15 protein-coding genes, 2 tRNA genes and 1 pseudogene are annotated in these 15,847 nt (G+C 33.5%); 11 read left to right on the top strand and 7 right to left on the bottom strand.

The window, feature by feature from the left end:
- Positions 1 to 77 precede the first annotated feature (77 nt).
- Positions 78 to 749, top strand: a complete 672-nt coding sequence (locus AC061C_RS00210) for a DUF2490 domain-containing protein (protein WP_478289537.1) — start codon at positions 78 to 80, stop codon at positions 747 to 749.
- Positions 750 to 788: 39 nt separating this feature from the next.
- On the opposite strand, the gene der is transcribed toward AC061C_RS00210, so the two are convergent.
- The gene (gene der, locus AC061C_RS00205; protein WP_478289536.1) at positions 789 to 2,099 is read right to left on the bottom strand and encodes a ribosome biogenesis GTPase Der; all 1,311 of its coding nucleotides are present in this window, start codon (positions 2,097 to 2,099) and stop codon (positions 789 to 791) included.
- A gap of 462 nt (positions 2,100 to 2,561) precedes the next feature.
- Positions 2,562 to 3,443 carry a GTPase Era gene (era, locus tag AC061C_RS00200; protein ID WP_417946648.1) on the bottom strand — a complete coding sequence of 294 codons (882 nt, stop codon included), beginning with the start codon at positions 3,441 to 3,443 and terminating at the stop codon, positions 2,562 to 2,564.
- A 117-nt stretch (positions 3,444 to 3,560) separates the two neighbouring features.
- Here era and AC061C_RS00195 point away from each other — a divergent pair.
- The 6 genes and pseudogenes from AC061C_RS00195 (at position 3,561) to AC061C_RS00170 (ending at position 6,750) form a co-directional block, all read left to right on the top strand.
- A tRNA-Met gene (locus AC061C_RS00195) sits at positions 3,561 to 3,633 on the top strand.
- 34 nt (positions 3,634 to 3,667) lie between these two features.
- Positions 3,668 to 3,740, top strand: a tRNA-Met gene (locus tag AC061C_RS00190).
- Positions 3,741 to 3,987: 247 nt separating this feature from the next.
- A pseudogene (locus AC061C_RS00185) lies at positions 3,988 to 4,188 on the top strand (GIY-YIG nuclease family protein); the annotation flags it as partial.
- A 673-nt stretch (positions 4,189 to 4,861) separates the two neighbouring features.
- The gene (locus AC061C_RS00180; protein WP_478289535.1) at positions 4,862 to 5,698 is read left to right on the top strand and encodes an alpha/beta fold hydrolase; all 837 of its coding nucleotides are present in this window, start codon (positions 4,862 to 4,864) and stop codon (positions 5,696 to 5,698) included.
- Position 5,699: 1 nt separating this feature from the next.
- On the top strand, positions 5,700 to 6,194 hold the full coding sequence (locus AC061C_RS00175; protein ID WP_417976898.1) for an RNA polymerase sigma factor: 495 nt from the start codon (positions 5,700 to 5,702) through the stop codon (positions 6,192 to 6,194).
- Complete coding sequence (locus AC061C_RS00170; RefSeq protein ID WP_478289534.1) at positions 6,181 to 6,750, top strand: hypothetical protein; 570 nt, start codon at positions 6,181 to 6,183, stop codon at positions 6,748 to 6,750. The genes AC061C_RS00175 and AC061C_RS00170 overlap by 14 nt, the downstream gene beginning before the upstream one ends.
- A gap of 485 nt (positions 6,751 to 7,235) precedes the next feature.
- On the opposite strand, the gene AC061C_RS00165 is transcribed toward AC061C_RS00170, so the two are convergent.
- The gene (locus AC061C_RS00165) at positions 7,236 to 8,090 is read right to left on the bottom strand and encodes a leucine-rich repeat domain-containing protein (RefSeq protein ID WP_478289533.1); all 855 of its coding nucleotides are present in this window, start codon (positions 8,088 to 8,090) and stop codon (positions 7,236 to 7,238) included.
- 179 nt (positions 8,091 to 8,269) lie between these two features.
- Between AC061C_RS00165 and AC061C_RS00160 the strand changes: the two genes are divergently transcribed.
- Complete coding sequence (locus AC061C_RS00160) at positions 8,270 to 8,752, top strand: DUF1761 domain-containing protein (RefSeq protein ID WP_478289532.1); 483 nt, start codon at positions 8,270 to 8,272, stop codon at positions 8,750 to 8,752.
- A gap of 53 nt (positions 8,753 to 8,805) precedes the next feature.
- Here AC061C_RS00160 and AC061C_RS00155 read toward each other — a convergent pair whose 3' ends face one another.
- The gene (locus AC061C_RS00155; protein WP_417946639.1) at positions 8,806 to 9,081 is read right to left on the bottom strand and encodes a 4a-hydroxytetrahydrobiopterin dehydratase; all 276 of its coding nucleotides are present in this window, start codon (positions 9,079 to 9,081) and stop codon (positions 8,806 to 8,808) included.
- Between the two features lie 97 nt (positions 9,082 to 9,178).
- On the opposite strand from AC061C_RS00155, the gene AC061C_RS00150 reads away from it, so the two are divergent.
- Entirely contained in the window at positions 9,179 to 10,327 is a 1,149-nt protein-coding gene (locus tag AC061C_RS00150; protein WP_478289531.1) for an 8-amino-7-oxononanoate synthase, read from the top strand.
- Here the strand turns inward: AC061C_RS00150 and AC061C_RS00145 are convergent.
- Entirely contained in the window at positions 10,320 to 11,210 is an 891-nt protein-coding gene (locus AC061C_RS00145; RefSeq protein ID WP_417984936.1) for a diacylglycerol/lipid kinase family protein, read from the bottom strand. The two genes, AC061C_RS00150 and AC061C_RS00145, sit on opposite strands and share 8 nt — an antisense overlap.
- A 64-nt stretch (positions 11,211 to 11,274) precedes the next feature.
- Here AC061C_RS00145 and AC061C_RS00140 point away from each other — a divergent pair, with 64 nt between their 5' ends.
- Positions 11,275 to 12,240: an App1 family protein phosphatidate phosphatase gene (locus AC061C_RS00140; protein WP_417976910.1), complete on the top strand. Its 966-nt coding sequence runs from the start codon at positions 11,275 to 11,277 to the stop codon at positions 12,238 to 12,240.
- A gap of 165 nt (positions 12,241 to 12,405) precedes the next feature.
- On the opposite strand, the gene AC061C_RS00135 is transcribed toward AC061C_RS00140, so the two are convergent.
- The gene (locus tag AC061C_RS00135) at positions 12,406 to 14,313 is read right to left on the bottom strand and encodes an ABC transporter ATP-binding protein (protein ID WP_309756159.1); all 1,908 of its coding nucleotides are present in this window, start codon (positions 14,311 to 14,313) and stop codon (positions 12,406 to 12,408) included.
- Positions 14,314 to 14,397: 84 nt separating this feature from the next.
- Between AC061C_RS00135 and AC061C_RS00130 the strand changes: the two genes are divergently transcribed.
- Positions 14,398 to 14,775, top strand: a complete 378-nt coding sequence (locus AC061C_RS00130; RefSeq protein WP_417976912.1) for a DUF983 domain-containing protein — start codon at positions 14,398 to 14,400, stop codon at positions 14,773 to 14,775.
- Positions 14,776 to 14,777: 2 nt separating this feature from the next.
- Here AC061C_RS00130 and AC061C_RS00125 read toward each other — a convergent pair whose 3' ends face one another.
- A complete protein-coding gene (locus AC061C_RS00125) occupies positions 14,778 to 15,830 on the bottom strand; it encodes an NAD(P)/FAD-dependent oxidoreductase (protein WP_478289530.1) in 1,053 nt (350 codons plus the stop codon).
- Positions 15,831 to 15,847 lie beyond the last annotated feature (17 nt).

Here is a 15,847-nt window from a genome sequence, read left to right as displayed (position 1 = left end):
AACAAATGAAGTTTTATTATCTCTTTCTGCTCCTTATTTTTAAAACGCTACCCACACAGGCCCAAACTAGTAAAAACGTGGACCACCAAAACATACTTTGGACTCGATACTACAATCAATTATTCTTTAATGAAAAATGGGCGTTGCATACTGAAATTGACAATAGAGTATTTTTGAAACCCATACAAGAAAATGTATTTGTTGCCCGGATACAAGGGCGATACAAAATAAATGAGCATTTAGAAGCTGGAGTGGGTTTTGCCTATTTCTCTGTAGACACCCAAATACCAGAGGTAAATCCAAATTTTAATATTCCTGAATACCGAGGACAGCAAGATTTTACTTGGAAAAAAACTGTTGGGAAATTTGGAATTAATCAACGACTTCAGGTAGAAGAACGATTTATTCACAATGCTAACAAAGAAATGCTACTACCGGGAACCGTTTTTTCATGGCGTTTCAGGTACCGACTGCAAGCTGATTATACTTTTTGGCAAAAAAACAAACAGCTATTAAAAGCTGTACTGTCTGATGAAATTATGTTTAATGTTAGTAGCAATAAAATAAAAAACACCTTCGATCAAAACCGAATTTATACTGCATTGCACTATGGTTTAAATTCTAATATAGCGTTTGAACTAGGATATCTCAATAGTTTTCAGAGACGAGCCAGCGGAATTGATTTCTTTAATCGTGATATAATCCGATTGAGTGTTTTTCATAAGATTAAGCTAAACAAAAAAGTCTAATCCAAAAAAAATCCCGAATTTCTTCGGGACTTTTTATGTTTATTTTTCTCTAATATAAATATCAATTGGAACTCCCGAGAAGTCCCAGTTTTCTCTAATTTTATTCTCTAAATAACGCTTGTAAGGTTCTTTAACATATTGTGGCATATTAGCAAAAAATACAAACTGTGGTGTCTGCGTAGGCAATTGCATGCAATATTTAATTTTTACATATTTCCCCTTTGTTGCCGGCGGCGGATACGCCTCAATTACCTTAAGCATGAATTCGTTAAATTTAGAAGTCGCAATACGCTTTTGTCTGTTTTCGTACACTTTTACCGTAGCCTCAAGCGCTTTCAACAAACGCTGTTTGGTCAAAGCCGATACAAAAAGAATAGGCACATCTGTAAACGGCATTAATTCTTGCTTGATTTTCTCTTCGTAATCACGGGTTGACATGGTTTCTTTTTCCACCAAATCCCATTTATTAACCAGAATCACAACTCCTTTTCTATTCTTTTCTGCTAACCAAAAAATACTTTGATCCTGACCTTCAAATCCACGTGTGGCGTCAATAATCAAAATACAAATGTCAGCATGCTCAATAGCACGCACAGAACGCATTACAGAGTAAAATTCTAAATCCTCTTTTACTTTAGCTTTACGGCGGATTCCCGCAGTATCGACCAAGTTAAATTCGAAACCAAAACGGTCAAACTTAGTGTCTATAGCATCACGAGTTGTTCCAGCAATGTCTGTAACCATGAAACGTTCCTTACCAATCAAAGCATTGATAAAACTAGATTTCCCAGCATTAGGACGTCCAACTACTGCAAAACGAGGCAAAACAACTTCTTCTTGAACTGGTTCTGGTTTTACCGGAAACGCATCAATTAATGCATCCAACAAATCTCCTGTTCCACTTCCAGAAATACTGGCAAAGGTATAGTATTCACCTAAACCAAGGTTGTAAAACTCTATAGCATCTTTCTCACGCATCGCGTTATCTACCTTGTTAACAGCCAATAAAACCGGCTTAGTCACTTTACGCAACAAGCGGGCAACAATATCATCCATTGGGGTAATTCCCTCTTCAACATCAACAACAAATATGATAACATCGGCTTCGTCTATTGCAAGTTCTACCTGCTTGCGAATCTCTCCTTCAAAAACATCATCCGATCCGCGCACATAACCGCCCGTATCTATTACAGAAAACTCTTTTCCGTTCCACTCGCTTTTACCATAGTTCCTATCGCGGGTCACCCCAGATACTGAATCTACAATAGCTTCTCTTCTTTGTATCAGCCTATTAAAAAGGGTCGATTTCCCTACATTAGGTCTTCCTACTATCGCAACAATGTTATTCATAATAATTTATTCAAATATTTACTTCGTCCGTCCAACCGCTCTGCAGTTTCGGGTTGCAAAGGTAGTGTTAAAAAATGAATTATTAGATTTTTAAACCACCTGATTTATTGACGTTCAAATTACTTAACTATTTAATAATCAATCGCTAATTCGACACTAACTTTTACCCAAGAACACACTTCAATTAGGACATAGAAATTTTTAGAAGCCAATCCAGCACTACATTACAACTCCTCGCTCAAAAAGGAGTAGTTCCAATGTGCTTGCAGGAACTTCCTCTGGTCGTTCTGCCACCACAGGAACAACATCCCTTTTTCACTGCGGGGTTTTCATTTCGATCTGGGCTAAAAAAAAAAATCAGTACAAGAGACTAACTCTAGTACTGATTTTAAATATTGTAGTCAAGTGAAAAATAAAAGATTACAATCAATTCACTATTCACCTCTCACTCTCAACTATTCACTATTGATTATATCCAAATCGTCTTAACATATTTGTATTGCTTCTCCAGTTTTTATTCACTTTCACCACCAATTCAATATGAATTTGTTTCCCAAAGAATTTCTCTAAATCAAGACGAGCATCTACTCCTACTTTTTTCAAAGCAGCACCTTTATGACCAATAACGATTCCTTTTTGAGTTTCACGCTCCACCATAATCAAAGAACGAATACGGATAATGTTTTCATCTTCAAAAAATTCTTCGGTTACAATCTCTACAGCGTACGGGATCTCTTTGCTGTAATTCAATAATATTTTTTCACGAATCGTTTCATTAACAAAGAAACGTTCTGGCTTGTCTGTCAATTGATCTTTTGGATAATACGCTGGCGATTCTGGCAATAACTCAATAATTCTACCAAAAACTTCTGGCACATTAAAGTTTTGCAAGGCAGATATTGGAAAAATTTCGGCATTAGGCACTTTGGCTGTCCAAAAAGCCACTTGTTCTTCTAGTTGCGCCTGATTTGAATTGTCAATTTTATTCAACAGCAATAAAACAGGAATTTTAGCATGAATAATTTTATTGAAGAACGCTTCGTCTTTCAACTCTTGTTCCCCTATTTCGACCATGTAAATCAGCACATCAGCATCCTCAAAAGCAGACTTAACAAAATTCATCATGGATTCCTGCATTTCATATGCCGGCTTGATGATTCCTGGCGTATCCGATAAGATCATTTGAAAATCTTCACCGTTTACAATTCCTAGAATTCTATGACGTGTTGTTTGTGCTTTTGAAGTAATAATTGATAATCTTTCTCCAACAAAGGCATTCATTAATGTTGATTTCCCAACATTTGGATTCCCGATGATGTTTACAAAACCTGCTTTATGTGACATTTCTACTATAATTTATGGCACAAAGGTAGTCATATCAAGTTAATAGATGAAATAAAACATTTTTTAAAAATTTAATTGGAAATACAGAAATTCGTCGTACATTTGCACCCGAAACAACGCGGGATAGAGCAGTAGGCAGCTCGTCGGGCTCATAACCCGAAGGTCACAGGTTCGAGTCCTGTTCCCGCTACTAAGTAGCCTTATTGAGATTACAAAACGCACATCGCGGGATAGAGCAGTAGGCAGCTCGTCGGGCTCATAACCCGAAGGTCACAGGTTCGAGTCCTGTTCCCGCTACTAGAAAAGCTTCAGAGAAATCTGGAGCTTTTTTGTTTATCTTAGCTTTTATGAAGCTTTATTCAGATTGTAGACACGAATTAGGAGGGCCCTTATCCGCCGCGGCGGACAAAGGTTCGAGTCTCCGCCACGGCGGACTACTAGAAAAGCTTCAGAGAAAGCGGGTGTTTTTTGCTTTTAAAAACTTTCTATTATGGATGAATTTGTGGTTTACATTTAATATTCTGAAAAATTCAATAAAAACCACACTGGGTTTACATCTAACCTCATAGAACGTTTCAAATCACATAACGTTTTTGGTACCAAAGGACACACTTTGAAATTTAGACCGTGGACTGTAATTCATTTTGAATTTTTCTCTTTTAAAGCCGAAGCCATGAAAAGAGAAAAATATCTAAAGTCGGGAATTGGAAGAGAGTTTATTCAAAATATAAATCTCACATTATAACTCGTCAGGCTCTTATCCGCTGCAGCGGACACAGGTTCGAGTCACCGCCACGGCGGACTACTAGAAAAGCTTCAGAGAAATCTGAAGCTTTTTTTATTTATCTTAGATTTAATAAAGCTTGATTCAGTTTACGGGTGCGAAGTTGGGGACATTCGCATAGCTTTTGACAAGACCCCAGCTGCTCGAAGTATTCAAAAAAAACGTACTTAAAGGCTGCGGGCTGCTGCGCGAATGTCTTTGACTTCGCGTAATTTTATATTGTGTTGCATCGGAGATTCGCAGATTATGGTATTATTTAATCTGCGAATCTGCGGTTATTTTAGATTCATTAAAGCTTGTTTAGATTACGGGCGCGAAGTCAGAGACATTCGACTTTACTTTGCATTAGATAAAAAATGACTAAATTTATTCAAAGGAAAGCAGAGGTGAACTTTAGACATTCGTAGTTAAGAACCATGCACAGCGTTTGATAAGACACTTTTCTGTGAGAGCATGGACGACTAATAAAACACCACTTGAAAAAACTTGTGTTTTTCGATTTTAAAAAATTCACAATCACTCTGATTTACTGAACTTTAAACCCGAAATTTGATTTTCGAAAAAAAAATGCTTTTTTGAGGTAACAATTAATCTAGTACTGTATCAAAAGGTATACTTTAAAAAATTAAATCTTATGAAAACGAAATCTATCTTAATCATTGTATTTATCCTTTTGATCTCAAAATCTGTTTTTGCTCAAACTGCCTTCAAAGTAGAGGTAATAGGAAAAGGAACTCCTATATTGTTGTTTCCTGGTTTTGGCTGTACCGGTGAAGTTTGGAATGAATCAGTAGCTGAGCTTTCTAAAAATCACGAATGTCATATTTTTACTTTTGCTGGATTTGGGAATGTCCCTCCAATTGAGACTCCTTGGTTGGCTACCATCAAAGATCAGATCATAACCTATGTAAAAACTAAAAAAATTAAGAATGCTACATTAATTGGTCATAGTTTAGGAGGTACTTTAAGTTTGTGGTTAGCTTCTCAGGAAACCAATTTGTTCAAAAAATTAATAATCGTTGACGCTTTACCTGCAACTGCCGCTTTAATGATACCTAAATACAAAGGAGAAATTATTCCTTATGATAATCCGCAAAGTAAAATGATGCTTAACATGGACCAAAAAGCTTTTGATGGAATGAATTCGCAGTCAACTTCTTTTATGTGCTTGAACAAAGAAAAACAAAAAACAATCAATGAATGGATGCGTCTTGTAGATCGAAAAACTTACGTTCACGGTTATATCGACATGCTAAATTTAGACCTGCGAAAAGAAATTTCTAAAATTAAAATTCCTGTTGTAATTTTAGCTGCTTCAAATCCAGATCTTAATACAGTACAAAACACCTATAAAGCCCAGTATGAAAACCTACCTTCTGTTAAAATTGAGTATGCAGCAAACTCAGCTCATTTTGTCATGTACGATCAACCAGAATGGTTTATGGGTAAAGTAAAACTTGAATTAAAATAAGGTGGCTAAAAAAGAACAATTCGACCAGATCTATTACCAGCATTACAATAAAGTATTTCGATTGTGCAAAGGTTATTTTTGTGGCGATACCGCATTGGCCTCTGATGCAACTCAGGAAATCTTCATCAAAGTCTGGGAGAAATTAGATACTTTTAGAAATGAATCAAGTATCAGCACTTGGATTTACAGAATTGCAGTAAATACTTGCCTTCTCTATTTAAGAAAATCATCTACAAAGAAAGAAATCAGGACCGATATTCTGCCTCAGGTTATTGCAGAAACCTATTCGAGCGAAAAAGATGAGCAACTTAGACAAATGTATCAATGCATACAAAAACTAGAAGAAACGAATAAGATGATCATCCTGATGACTTTAGACGGTTTAGAATATCAGGAAATATCCGAAGTAATAGGGATAACCGAAGAAACCCTTCGTGTTAGAATTCATAGAATCAAAAAAAGTTTAACTCAATGTGTACAAAATGAAAACATTTGAAGAATTACAAAATATCTGGGATCAGCAGACAGCATCTGAATCACAACCAACTGCTGCTGAAATCATAAAAAAAGCGGAGTCACATACTAAAAAAATTAAACGCAGTCATTTGTGGACCAAAGTAATTTTAAGCTTGACTTCTATAATATTAATCTTCTATTATATCTGGTCAGGTGCTTATAAAAATACACAGTTTAGTATTGGATTGTGCATTATGATTGTAATGCTTGTGAGTCGCGTAGCCTTAGAATGGATCAGTGTAAAAAAGCTAGCCAATTTAAATACTGATCTCACATTAATAGAATATAGTAAACTAGCACATCAGTTTTATACTTGGAGAAAAAAAATACATTACATCCTTACTCCTATCATTTACCTCACGTATACTGCTGGGTTTACATTGCTTTTACCTGTTTTTAAATCCATTTTCTCAAGAGGATTTTATCTTTACATTCTATTAAGTGGATATATTTTTTTATTTCTATTTGCATTTTTTATGATACGATTCATTCAAAAGGAAATAAAACTTTTACACTTCCTGAAAAACATTTCGTAAAAAAAAGTCAATTGGTAGCTATTGTACCGTTTACCACTACTAGACAAGCTTCAGAGAAATCTGGAGCTTTTTTCGTTTATCTGATATTTAATAAAGCTTGATTCAGAATGAGGGTGCGAAGTCGGAGACATTCGCAGCTTTTGATAAGATAATCTTCGAGGTGAGGGGAGTTAACTGTATTGCTATAAATTCGTTCCGTGAATTCGTATGAAATAAATTATGCGTTAAAAAGCTTCTCATTTCTATTTTAAACTAAACACTTTCACTATATCTTTAAAAATCCAAAATCATTAAGCTGTATCAATCCACATTTACTGGATTCGCTATCAGTTACTTTAAAAATAACAACTAATCAACAACTATTAAATACTCGTTTTTTTTATAATAAAAAACCCGTGAATAGATCACAGGTTTAGAAAACTAATTTATTAAACAACTAAATATGCAAAATTAAAGAGTAGTGCAAACTCTTTGTATCAACTAAACTAATCCTCTGAAGCTATAGCTGTGTTTTTACTAGTACTAACCTCTAATAAAACCGCTACTCCTTTATCATTTAACATCGTCATGTTTAAGGTATCTAAAATCGCTAAATTTCTAGATATTAAACCATTAAACATATTATAAGATATATTCATTTCTTTCAAGTTATCTAACTTTTCAAGCTCTAGAGGTACTTGACCATTCATCTTGTTATCAAATAAACTAAGATTTTCGAGTGAAGCCATATTCTCTACTTCAGTGCTCAATACTCCAGAAAGTTTATTGCTATTTAATAGTAGTGTTTTTAATGTTTTAATATCATACAAAGAAACTGGAATTTGTCCAACTAACTCATTATTGTATAACGAAAGTGTTTCTAATAGCTTTAAATCCCCTATATGCATTGGCAATTCACCAGTAATAGCATTCATATACAATTGTAAATCTTTCAATTTACTAATATCACAAATTGAGGACGGAATTGTTCCAGTTAATCTATTGAAAGAAAGATTTAAAACTTTTAGTTCTTTTAACTTTCCGATAGAAGAAGGAATTGTACCAGTTAATTGATTTTTATGTAAATCTAATTCTTGTAAGTGTACAAGTTTTAATATTTCTTGAGGAAGTTCACCAATTAGATTGTTATTTTTTAATACAATAGCGATTACTTTGTCGTCTTGAAGGGAAACACCGTGCCAAGTTGCGATCGGCGCTGCTAAATCCCATTTTACTTTCCACTGACTACCATTGGTAGCATGATACAATTTTATTAATGCATCTTTTTCATTTTGTGATACAACAGCATACATTGAAAATGAAAACAATAAAGTTAAAAATAGAGCAGCTATCTTTTTCATAACACTTAATTTAATTATTAAGAACACTTAAAAGTACTAACTTTAAGGCTAATCAACAAATAAAATCGATGAAATACATTGTATTTATATTTTTATAAAGTTATACCTTACAAATTTACGCTTTTACGTTTAAGAAATTAATTTGTAAGTTTGATTTACTAACCTTAATTACCAATTCTATGGAAATCAATTTTTTAGCACTTTTAACAGCTGCTTTTTCTACTCTTGTAGTCGGTTTTGTATGGTATAATCCAAAAGTTTTTGGCACCATTTGGATGAACGAATCTGGTATGACCAATGAAAAAATGCTAGGACGAAATATGCTCGTTGTACTTGGAGTATCATTTGTGTATGCCTTTTTCATAAGTTTTATTATTCAAATACTTACGGTACATCAATTTGGCGCATTAGGTATGATTGGTGGCGATCCAAGCATTGCAAAGCCTTCTTATGTTGCTTTCATGGCCGATTATGGCACCGAATTTAGAACTTTCAAGCATGGCGCCTTGCATGGTTTTTTGAGCGGATTATTTTTAGTACTTCCCATTATTGGTACTAATGCGTTATTCGAAAAAAGAAGGTTTAAATATACTCTGGTAACAGGTGGTTTTTGGATCGTATGTTGTACAATTATGGGAGGAATAATTTGCGCTTGGCAATAAACAACCCATATAAAAAAGTTCGTCTTGTACTTTAGCGAGACGAACTTTTTTTATTAAATTTCTTCGATAGCTTTAGCTAAATCCAAATCCTTATCGGTAACTCCTTTTGCATCATGCGTTGTCAACGTAATGGTTACTTTATTGTACACATTAAATAATTCTGGGTGGTGGTTTCTTTTTTCTGCCATGACGCCTACTTGCACTATAAAACCTAATGCTTGCGTAAAATCTGAGAAAACAAACTTTTTCTCAATTCCATTCGCGGTAAATTCCCAACCTTTTAATCCTTTTAACTCGGGTTGAATCGTCTCTTCTGAATAGGTTTTCATGATTTACTTTTTTAATTGGTTTAAAGTTAGTTAATTTTATACTATTGCCGAATACTTTAACTTTATTAACTAATTTTGAAAAAAATTATTCTTCGATTTGAACACTGATTATTCTTTTAAAATTTATAATTCTACTGCACAACTTCCTTCAAATTGGAATGATTTAACAGTTTCTACTATTTTTTTATCCAAAAAATATTTGGAGATTCTAGAGAAGTCAGCACCAGACAATATGATCTGCCATTTTATAGGATTGTTCAATCATGAAACTTTAGTTGGTGTAGCACTATCGCAATTTTTAGATTTAAATAAAATGGAATCTTTTGGTAATCGTGATCAGTGTATTAAAACTACAATTCGGAATTTGGTTTTTAAAAAATTTGGTTCTCGTGTTCTTGTCATTGGTAATAATATGTTGACCGGTCAAAATTCTTTTGCAATAGCTGAATCTGTCAATAAAAAAGAAGTAATGCAAACTTTAGTCAATGCAACGAAAGCATTGAAAAAAAAGTTTCAATCCGAAGGAAAAAAAGTGCATATCACTACTTACAAAGATTTTTGTAAAGAGGAAATCAAAAATTTTAACATCCCCGAATTCAAAAATGAGTATCAGTTTTCGACACAACCTAATATGGTTTTTGCAATTAATGAAAACTGGAAATCAGAACAAGATTACATCGATTCCCTTTCAAAAAAATACCGAGATCAGTACAAAAGAACTCGAAAAAAAGCTGCTGGTATTGAAAAAAGAAAATTGCATTTGCAAGAAATAATAGCTTTAGAGGATACTATTTATGATTTGTATCTTCATGTTGCTAAAAACGCTCCTTTTAATACTTTTTTCTTGCCTAAAAACCACTTTAGAACTTTCAAAGAAATTTTTAAAGACAAATTTCTTTTTTATGGTTATTTTGTTGACGAGAAATTAATTGGCTTCAACACTTTAATAAAAAATGGGTCCGTCATGGACACTTATTTTCTGGGTTATGATGATAGTATTCAACGCGAAAAAATGTTGTATTTAAATATGCTTTATGACATGATCGCTTATTCTATCAATAAAGGGTTTAAGGAAATTATATTTGCTAGAACAGCATTGGAAATCAAAAGTTCTGTTGGTGCAAGACCAATTCAAATGTATGGGTATATAGGACATACCAATCCAGTAGTTAATGTTTTTATGCCGAAAATATTTCGTTATCTAGAGCCTGAAACGCCATGGCAAGAGCGCAATCCATTTAAATAACACCACTGTTTGTATTTGAAATAGCAACCTTTAATTGTTTGGGCAAAATCTCAATATTTAAATTGGTTTCACTGCCGCAATATTCCCCATCGATTTGAAAACTAACAGGAACATTTGTTGAAACTGTTGCTTTATCTGTAGAAATAATCTCGACATCTACCGAATCTAATGGCATATTTCCTGAAATAATTTTTCCAAGTACAACCAGATCTAAATTTTTCAATATCACCAGTTCAAACTTTCCGTCATCCATAGCGCCATTTGGATTTATGGTAACACCAGTTCCATACTTTTGAGAATTTGCTATAACAATCATTCTGGCAGTACATTCGATAGTTTTAAAATCGCCTGTTATTGTTGCAGTAAAAGGATCGTCTAAATCTATCAAAGTAGTAAATGTTTGTATTGCATAACCCAGTTTACCCCGAATAGTGCTATTTTCATAGTTTTTAATCATTTCTGCATTGACTCCTAAATCACTTAAATGAATGCTTTTTTTTCCGTTGATTGCAATCATGTCGATTTCCATGTAATCATTATGAAAAACGATTTCTAAATTTTCTTCTATTGTAGTTGGTAAATTTAAGTCTACAGCTAAACCATTAGCCGAACCTGCTGGTAAAATACCAATTATTACATCGTAATTTTCCATGGCCTCAGCAACCATTTTTATAGTTCCATCACCACCAGCCACAATAATTCTTTCCGGATGATAGGTTTCATAGAGTACTTGTATGTTCTCCAAATCTGAAGCTCCGGAAGTATTGAAAATAATAAGATTTAAATTTACATTAGCCGCAAAAAGTGTTACTGCCTCTATTAACTCTGATTTATCCACATCTCCAGAAATTGGATTTACCACCAATATGATATTCTTTTTCAAAATTTTACTTCATTTATTGGTTAAAAACAATTACTTTCATATCTATTCAAAAGTACTACAATAAATGAAACCAATTTTAAAATTATATCGCGGTTATGCTAATGAACAAGAATTAATTGTTATGGGGCATGTGTTTAAACCCACTACAATTGAAGAATATAATTTTCAGAAAAAGAATCTCAAAAATGCGACCTCAGTAATTAAAATGTTTCAAATAAAAACACAGGCAAATGCCGATGTATATTTGGATCACAATAATGTTAAAATTCACACTAAAACACTCAACGATGGTTATTTTAAATTCTGCGTTCCATTAGATCAATACACAACTTACGGTTGGATTGATTACGAAGTGAGTATTACGTACAATAATGAGAGTATAACAACCCGAGACAGCTACATTAGGCCGCACAAAGGAAATTTAGGAATCATATCGGATATTGATGATACTTTCTTAGTTTCGCACACATTGAATCCTCTAAAAAAATTATATGTTTTATTGTTTAAAAACATCAATAAAAGAAAAATATACGAAGATGTTGTTACTCATTATCAAGCTTTAAGCACCGCCGGAAGGGAAAATAAAGAGGAATTCAATGCTTTTTTCTATGTATCTAGCAGCGAATGGAACCTGTACCGTTTTATTACAAAATTTACTGAAATTCATAAACTACCCAAGGCCGTTTTATTATTGAAAGATATTAAAACAAGTTTGACTGATTTTTTCTTGACTGGCAGAGGAAACCACAATCATAAATTTGAAAAAATAAAACACATTTTAGAGTTTTACCCTAACCTTGAATATGTATTATTGGGAGATGATTCTCAGCACGATCCTTATTTATACGAGGCAATTTGCAAAATTTTTCCAGTTACAGTAAAAGCTGTTTATATAAGACAAACTGGAACTAGCAAAAAAGAAAAAGTCATTTCGGTTTTAAATAATTTAGAAACTCTTAACGTATCTGTATGCTATTTTAAAAACAGTAGTGAAGCGATTGCCCATTCTAAAGCGATGGGATTAATTTAATAAAATTTTTGTATTGCCATTGTTTTTTAGCCCAGATTGAAGTGAAAATCCTTTCTAGAAAAAAACTATTTTTTACTGATTTTGTAAAGCGACCGCAGGAAGCTCCTACAATGTCTTGTAAAAAAAGATTTTTTCTAGAAAGATTGAAACGTAAAGCTGGATTGGCTACAAATTATCAATTTCTTCTTGAACAACCTCCCAATCTAACAATAGCTTGTCTAACTCGGTTTTTTTCTTGTTGTAAGCTGTAAAAAATTTAGCGTCTTCGATGTGCTTGTCATAATTAGAAGCGAGCATTTTATCGTCTTGCTGAATGTCTTTTTCTAATTGCTTGATTTGGCTCTCTACTTTGCTCAATTTATTCTGTAATGCTTTCCCCTTTTTTTGATCTTCGTAGGAAGCTTTGTTGCTCTCTTTAGGCACTGCTGCTTTTTCGGCATCTTTTTTCTCGACTTCACGCATGTTCTCCATGTTGCGTTGTTCCAAGAAATAGTTAATATCGCCCAAATATTCTTTTATTTTTTGGTCTTTAAATTCGTATACTAAATTTGACATTCCTTGCAAGAAATCTCTATCGTGAGAAACCAGCAACAAAGTTCCACCAAATTTTTGTAATGCTGCTTTCAGAACATTCTTAGATTTTATATCCAAGTGATTGGTAGGCTCATCCATCAATAAAACGTTAATGGGCTGCAACAACAACTTACACAATGCCAGACGGTTTCTTTCGCCTCCAGAAAGCACTTTTACCTTTTTCTCCACATCATCCCCACGAAATAGAAATGAACCAAGCATATCGCGCACTTTCATTCGGTTCGTATCTGCAGCTGCATCCTCCATGGTTTGCAACAAAGTGATTTCGCCATCTAAATATTCAGCTTGATTCTGGGCAAAATATCCTAGTTGAACGTTATGGCCTAACTTGATATTTCCCTTGTATTCAAATTCATCAACAATAGCTTTGATGAAAGTCGATTTCCCTTGTCCGTTTTGCCCCACAAAAGCAATTTTACTTCCACGCTCTACTAATAAGTTGATATCCTTCAAAATCGTCTTATCCCCGTAGCTTTTAGTTACGTTTTCGGCTTCAATAACCACTCTTCCTGGCTCCTTAGAAACTGGAAAAGTAATATTCATTACCGAATTATCATCTTCATCTACTTCAATACGTTCTACTTTATCTAATTTTTTAATTAAAGACTGCGCCATAGACGCTTTAGAAGCTTTGGCACGAAATTTTTCAATTAACTTTTCTGTTTCTTCAATTTTTTTGGCTTGATTTTTTTGTGTTGCCAATTGTTTCTCCCGAATTTCATGACGTAATTCTAAATATTGAGAATACGGTTTATTAAAATCATACGCTTTACCAAGGGAAATTTCGATCGTTCTATTGGTCACATTATCCAAAAACATTTTATCGTGCGACACAATAACCACCACACCAGGATAATTACGCAAGAAACTTTCTAACCAAATAATACTTTCAATATCCAAGTGATTCGTTGGCTCATCGAGTAACAAAACATCATTGGCTTGTAATAATAATTTGGCTAATTCAATACGCATTCTCCATCCTCCAGAAAAAGTTTCGGTTTGATTGTCGAATACGTCTCTTTTAAAACCTAAACCTAATAAAATTTTCTCTGTATCACCTACATAATTATAACCTCCTAGTAATTCAAAACGATGAGTATAATCTGATAAGTCTTCAATGATTTGACTGTATTCATCACTTTCATAGTCCGTTCTTGTAACTAACAAGTGATTGATTTCTTCCAGCTTTTTCTCGACAATTTTAATCTCTGTAAAAGCTTCATAGGCTTCTTCAAGAACAGTTCTACCCTGCTCAAAATCGATATCCTGGCGCAAGAATCCCATTCGAAGATCTTTCTCTTGAGATATAACACCTGAGTCAGGAGCGAAATCTTTAGCTAACATTTTAAGCATAGTAGATTTCCCAGCTCCGTTCTTTCCAACAAGACCTACGCGGTCTCCAGCACCCAAACGAAAGGTAACTTCCTCAAATAAATAAGTACCACCAAACGAAACAGATAAATTGTGTATATTAAGCATGTATTGTTATTTTATTCCTTTTGAAATTGTAATTTTGTAACTTACTGTGTAGTTATTAAAAAGGAAAAATTAAATTTTTTGCAAATGTTAAAAAAAGGATCCAAATTATATAGCATTTTAACAGGAACTTGTCCTAAATGTCAGAATGAAAGTATGTATTTGGATAAAAATCCGTTACATCTCAACAAAATATTGAAAATGCATGATAATTGTAGTCATTGTGGTTTAAAGTATCAAATCGAACCTTCCTTTTTTTATGGCGCTATGTATGTTAGTTATGGTTTAAATGTGGCAGTTGGAATAGCAGCCTTTATCATTTCATTTATAATCTTTGGCTACAGCCTAAAAGTAGCTTTTATTACAATAATTATCATACTTATGCTCTTGTTTCCATTTGTTTTGCGTTGGTCTAGAAATATTTACATCAACATGTTTGTTTCCTATGACCCAAATACAAAATAACTCTATAGTTTTTCTTTGGGCAAAAATCTTTTAATGTCAATTTCAGTATTTAACGGAACTTGATATTCAATATTCTCATATAATGCTTTGGCCATTGCAGGTCCTAGCATAACGCCTCTAGTTCCTAAGCCATTCAAAATATGTACAGAATTATATTTTTGATGGGTTCCAACCAATGGTCTTCTATCTTTAACAGTAGGCCGAACACCCGCAAAATGCTGAACAATTTCAAAATCACACGTGATGATTTCTTTTATTCTATCTATTAATTCGGTTTTACCTTCCTCAGTAGGCAAATCTGTTTTATCTTTCCAATTATAAGTTGCGCCTACCTTAAAACAATTATTCCCTAATGGTAAGATAAATACACTTGTATTAACAATTACATCAAGGATCAACCCAGCAGCTTTTATGATAAAAAGCTCTCCTTTTGTACCATCTAAAGGCAATTGATTAAAATAAAAATTGGCATGCAAACCAAAACCTTCCGCAAAAACGATGTGTCTTGCATGAATATCTTTATACTGAATACCATCAGCATTAATTTGCAATTCATCATAATCAAAGGTTTCATTTAAAAACCAATTATTATTTTTCAAATACGCTCTATATTCTTTCAGAAGTAAGGCTGTATCCACATAGCCCGTTTGTAAAACTTCACCATAACCGTAAGGAGAATCAATTCCAGGATATTGCTTGGAAATTAAGTCCAAAGACAAAAAAGGAGCTAATGCCTTTTTATCAGAAGCAGCAAACCAATTATTTTGTTCTTCAATCGAAAAAAATTTTCTCAAAATTGGACTTTTGAAATCAAATTTAGTTTTTAGTTTTTCTTCTAGCAAAGTATAAAAATCATTCATCAACAACAATTGCTCTTGCGCTTGCCAAACCTCACTAAATCGCTTTAAAATAACAGGATTATACAAACCTCCAGCAATTTTTGAGGAAGTCTGAGAATCATCGTCTACTACAAAAATAGACTTACCGTTACCCAATGCAACTTCAGCAAAGGAAATTCCTGCTAAACCAGAACCAACAATTAAATAATCTATCATTAAAAATAATTTTTAAA

The sequence above is a fragment of the Flavobacterium sp. GNP010 genome (assembly GCF_056428945.1).
The sequence above is the reverse complement of the archived record's forward strand: the minus strand, read 5'-3'. Positions and strand labels throughout refer to the sequence as shown.